4 protein-coding genes and 1 pseudogene are annotated in these 5,032 nt (G+C 69.4%); 3 read left to right on the forward strand and 2 right to left on the reverse strand.

Annotation, left to right across the window (positions count from 1 at the left end):
* The coding region (locus E0504_RS51815) for a hypothetical protein (RefSeq protein WP_207974745.1) at nt 1-188 on the forward strand (188 nt) is incomplete at its 5' end.
* A gap of 12 nt (nt 189-200) precedes the next feature.
* On the opposite strand, the pseudogene E0504_RS49455 reads toward E0504_RS51815, so the two are convergent.
* A pseudogene (locus E0504_RS49455) lies at nt 201-863 on the reverse strand (amidohydrolase family protein); the annotation flags it as partial.
* Between the two features lie 197 nt (nt 864-1,060).
* Between E0504_RS49455 and E0504_RS49460 the strand changes: the two are divergent.
* A complete protein-coding gene (locus E0504_RS49460; RefSeq protein WP_071067082.1) occupies nt 1,061-2,107 on the forward strand; it encodes a phosphotransferase family protein in 1,047 nt (348 codons plus the stop codon).
* Nucleotides 2,108-2,161: 54 nt separating this feature from the next.
* On the opposite strand, the gene E0504_RS49465 is transcribed toward E0504_RS49460, so the two are convergent.
* Nucleotides 2,162-3,478: an acyl-CoA dehydrogenase family protein gene (locus E0504_RS49465; protein WP_020464321.1), complete on the reverse strand. Its 1,317-nt coding sequence runs from the start codon at nt 3,476-3,478 to the stop codon at nt 2,162-2,164.
* Nucleotides 3,479-3,924: 446 nt separating this feature from the next.
* On the opposite strand from E0504_RS49465, the gene E0504_RS49470 reads away from it, so the two are divergent.
* Nucleotides 3,925-4,701, forward strand: a complete 777-nt coding sequence (locus E0504_RS49470) for an enoyl-CoA hydratase/isomerase family protein (RefSeq protein ID WP_112105526.1) — start codon at nt 3,925-3,927, stop codon at nt 4,699-4,701.
* The last annotated feature ends 331 nt before the right edge of the window (nt 4,702-5,032 follow it).

Raw genomic sequence — 5,032 nt, forward strand, 5'->3', positions numbered from 1 at the left:
CGACCGCCTCGTCCACCGCGTCCCGCGGCACCGCCGTCACCAACACCCCGACCGACACCTGGTCCGGGGTCACCATCGAAGCCACGAACCGTGACCAAACCACCCACCAGCACAGATGCCACGCCGCCACGCCGTACCAACCCACCAGCCAAGAACAGCAGAAGATCAGCCATCCAAGATCGACTTAAGCTTCACGGCATTGCCTCCTGCACCCGCGCCCAGAACGGGTCGAACTCGGGGAGGCCGAACGAACGCGGACCACGGAGCCCGGGCACCGGCGCCGGCCGGATCAGCACGACCTTGGCGCCCCGCTCAAGCACCCAGTCGAGCTCCTCGATCGCCTTGTCGACGAACGGAAGGCTGATCACCGGAGTCGTGAAAATCCGGTCCAGCCCCTCGTAGTTGAACTGCCAGGTCTCGTACAGCCACTCGTTGAGCGAGTGGATGACCGCGTGGATCAGGTCCGGGTCGTCCCGCATCCGCTCCTCGATGAGGCTGGCCAGCGTCGGGAACACCAGGGTGCGGTCGAGGCCCTGCTCGTCCATCTTCGCCAGCCGGGCGGCGGGCTCGCGCCAGGCGTCGATGCACTTCACCGGCTTGCCGAAGATCTCCCGGTAGGACAGCCCGTCGGGGTTCCCCTTCCGGTAGTAGTCCTCCTGCGCGCCGGGCCGGGCCACGACCTCGAACGTGGGGTTCGGGATGTACTCGCTCACCTGGCCCCGGACCATGATCTTCGTGCGCCCGTTGAGCTCGACGTAGTCGACCGCCCCCTTGTACCGGGCGGGCAGGTACTTCGTCAGCGCCTCCTTCGTCTCATACAGATGGTTGTCCGCGTCGAACACCGAGATACCGGCGTGAGCCACGGGCCCTCCCTTGCTTGTCTGCGATGGACGTCCCTATCCTCCCTACACTTCGGTGGTCCGCGACGCCAGCAGATCGCGACGGCGGACCGAGCAGCGTCGGGAGCGCCACCGCGCAAGGTGACGGTAGGGTCAGATGCTGGGAAACCGCGGCACTCTCGCCACGTCGATCTCCGCACCGAGCCGAAGGCAGGTCGCAGATGGATGCCCTCCCGACGGCACCCGAACCCCTCGGTATCGAGGCCGGGGCGCTTGACCGCTGGTTCGGTGAACATGTGGCGGGCGCGGTGCCACCGCTGCGCTACGACCGGGTCGCCGGCGGCCACTCGTGCCTCACCTACCTCGTCGGCGACGCCGGTCACCAGCGGTACGTGCTGCGCCGGCCGCCGGTCGGCGCGCTGCTCGCGACCGCCCACGACGTCACCCGCGAGGCGCGGATCCTGGCCGCGCTCGCCGGCTCCGGCGTGCCGGTGCCGCGCGTACTCGGCGTCTGCGACGACCCGGAGGTGACCGGCGCGCCCTTCTACGTGATGGCCTACGTGGACGGGCTCGTGCTGCGCACCGCGGCCGACTCCGAGGCCCTCCTCCCCTCCCCGCAGGCCCGCCGCCGCGCCGGGTACGCGCTCGTCGACACCCTCGCCGCGCTGCACGCCGTCGACGTCGACACGGTCGGTCTCGGCGCCCTGTCCCGGCGGGACGGCTTCCTCGACCGGCAGCTCAGGCGCTGGTCGGCGCAGTGGGCGGCCTGCGAGCTCGGGGACATGGGTGGCATGGCCGCGCTGCACGACTGGCTCGTCGCCCACCGGCCCGCCGAGTCCACCGCGCGCCTCGTGCACGGCGACTTCCGGCTCGGCAACGCGCTCCTCGGCCCCGACGGGGACGTCCTGGCCCTGCTGGACTGGGAGCTGTGCACCCTGGGCGACCCGCTCGCCGACGTCGCCTACCTGCTGCGCACCTGGTCGACGCCGGACGCGCGGGCGAGCCAGGAGCGGCTGCCGTCCGCGCTGCCAGGGTTCCCCACGACGGACGAGCTGGCCGCCCGCTACGCGCGGCAGTCCGGCCGCTCGATCGCGGAGCTCGACTACTGGATGGCGTTCACCGCCTGGCGGGCCGCTGCCATCCTGGCCGGCGTGTACCGGCGCTACCTCGACGGGAAGATGGGCACACCGCCCGACGATCTACCCACGTTCGCGACCGAGGTCGAGGCACGCGTCCGGCAGGGCGTGTCCTTCACTCGGAGGGCCTAGCCTGCCGAGCGGCGTGGCCCACCAGGTGCCGTCGCCGCTCGGTCAGGCGCGTCGTCACAGCTCGGCGGCCTCGTGTTCGAGGCGGTCGGCGAAGGCGGCGAAGGCCTGTTCCCGCAGGGTGGGCAGGTGACCGGACGGGAAGAGCGTCTCGACCGGGGTGTACTGCCGGAGCACCTGACGCGCCAGCGTGACCTTGTGGACCTCGGTGGGGCCGTCGGCGATGCCGAGCGCCTCCGCGGTCACCATCATGCTCACGAACGGCATCTCGTTGGACACCCCGAGCGACCCGTGGATGCGCAGGGCCCGCTGGGCGACGTCGTGCAGGACGCGGGGCAGCATCACCTTGACCGCGGAGATGTCCTTGCGGACCTTCCGGTAGTCCTTGTGCTTGTCGATGAGCCAGGCGGTGCGCAGCACCAGCAGCCGGAAGCACTCGATGTCGATCCAGCTGTCGGCGACCTTTTCCTGGGTCATCTGCAGCGACGCGAGCGGCCCCGTCCGGGTCTGGCGGGAGACGGCCCGCTCGCAGAGCAGGTCGAAGGCGTGACGGGCCAGGGCGACCGTCCGCATCGCGTGGTGCACCCGCCCGCCGCCCAGCCGGGTCTGCGCGATCGCGAACGCGTCGCCCTCCCCGCCGAGCAGGTGATCGGCCGGCACCCGGACGTCGGTGTAGCGGACATAGCCGTGGTCATGCCGGACGCCCCCCAACGAGCCCTGTTCCGGGGGCTCGGTGGCGACGCCGGGGTTGCGCACGATCGTGATCCCGGGCGTCTCGGCCGGCACGATGAACATCGACATGCCCTTGTAGGCGTCCACGTCGGGGTTCGAGACGGCCATGACGATGAAGAAGCTGGCGTGCCGGGCGTTCGTCGAGAACCATTTCTCGCCGTTGATCACCCAGTCGCCGCCGTCGCGCACGGCGCGGACGGTGAACAGGGTCGGGTCGGCACCGCCGCGCGGCTCGGTCATCGAGTAGCAGGACGCGATGTCGCCCTCGAGCAGCGGCTCCAGATACCTGGCCTTCTGCTCCGGCGTGCCGAAGTGGGCGAGGATCTCGGCGTTCCCCGAGTCGGGGGCCTGGCAGCCGAAGATCGACGGCGCCCACCGGGAGCGGCCCAGGATCTCGTTGAGGAGGGCGAGCCGCACCTGGCCGTAGCCCTGACCGCCCAGTTCGGGCCCGAGATGGCAGGCCCACAGGCCGCGTGCCTTCACCTCCTCCTTGAGCGGCCGGACGATCGCCTGCGCCCGGGAGTCCCGCTTGTCGAACGGGTTGTCGAGGACGAAGTCCAGCGGTTCGACGACGTCCCGGACGAAGGTGTCGACCCAGTCGAGCTGCTCCTGGTAGGCCGGGTCGGTCTCGAACTCCCACACAGTCGGTCTCGCTCTCGTTCCAGGGCCGCACCCGCGCGGCGCGGGTCGGCATCGATGACGGCCGGACTCCGTGAAGGCCGGACTCCGTGAAGCGACGATCTCCGCATACGATCAGAGGCGGTACGATCAAGAAAAATCGACATTGCCATGGATTCAACATTCATCCACTGCGTTCGCGCGAAAACCTTCATCCCCGACGACACACTGGACAAGCACACCCGACCCGTCGGGTCAAGACTCCGATATGACCGTACCCGGCATTCTGCCCGGTCATTGGTTGATTCACCCCCAACGAGAATGTAGTTTGCAGGGGTTGGAAACGAGGAGATGCGATCCCCGGGCGCCACGGCGGTGGCCGCGGCGCCCGGCAGCACATCGTCGAGGGTCACGCACCGGGGCCGGCCACCGACAACATCGCTACCCGGATCATCGATTGGACGTATGACGTGTACGACATGCCGGAGGAGATCGAGGTCCGCGCGGACGGGCCGCTGAGGATCATCACGCTGAACCGGCCCGACGATCTCAACGCGGTCAACCATCCCCTGCACGTCGGGCTGGCGAAGCTCTGGCCGCAGCTGAACGAGGACCGCTCGGCGCGGGCTGCCGTGCTCACCGGGGCCGGCCGGGCGTTCTCCGCGGGCGGCGACTTCGCCTACCTCAACGAGCTGTTCAAGGACAAGGAGCTGCGCGCCCTGTCCATCGCGCACGGGCGCGAGATCGTCCTCGGCATGGTTCGCTGCCGGATTCCCGTGGTCGCCGCGGTGAACGGCCCGGCCGTCGGTCTCGGTTGCAGCCTGGTCGCACTGAGCGACATCGTCTACATGGCGGAGAAGGCCTTCCTCGCGGACCCGCACATCCAGGTCGGCCTGGTGGCCGCCGACGGCGGGCCGCTGACCTGGCCCCTGCACACCAGCATGCACCTGGCCAAGGAGTACGCGTTCACCAGCGCGCGCATCTCCGCCGAGCGGGCCATTCAGATGGGGCTGGCCAACCACATCGCCGCTGATCCGGTGGCCGAGGCGCTGGCGTGCGCGAAGCGCATCGCCGAGCTTCCGCAGCAGGCGGTGGAGACCACCAAGCGGCTGCTCAACCTGCACGTCGAGCGCGCCGTGATCGCCTCGCTCGACTTCGCGACAACCGCGGAGGAGGCGTCGTTCCAGACCGATGACTTCGCCTCCATCGTCGAGCGGCTCTCCGCGAAGCAGAAGCAGAAGAGCTGAGGGGACGGCGGTCCCGGGCGGCACGCCCAGACCGCCCCGGCTTCTCCGAAACCGGTCGGCCAGGACCCGGGCGCTCGAAGCGCCCGGGTCCTTCTGATTTCCACGGAAATCCGCGTGGTTCCGCTCCTCGAGAGATTCTCGAGAGTTTCGGTTCCGACAGGATTCTTTCCCTGGCTCACCATTCACTGCTACCGCGGGTGGTCACCCGGTCGTCGTCATCGAAAAATCGGCACCGGGTCCTGGCCGCTCCTGGCTCCTCGCTCCTTCCGGATTCCGGTCTCGGGCTCCAGCTTCGGTTCTCAGGTCAGCGTCAGAGGTTGACCAGGCGTGG

The organism is Parafrankia sp. BMG5.11, assembly GCF_004337455.1.

Excerpts from the sequence above, each read along its gene's own strand:
- E0504_RS49460 (WP_071067082.1), top strand. The coding sequence starts at position 1,061 with ATGGATGCCCTCCCGACGGCACCCGAACCCCTCGGTATCGAGGCCGGG.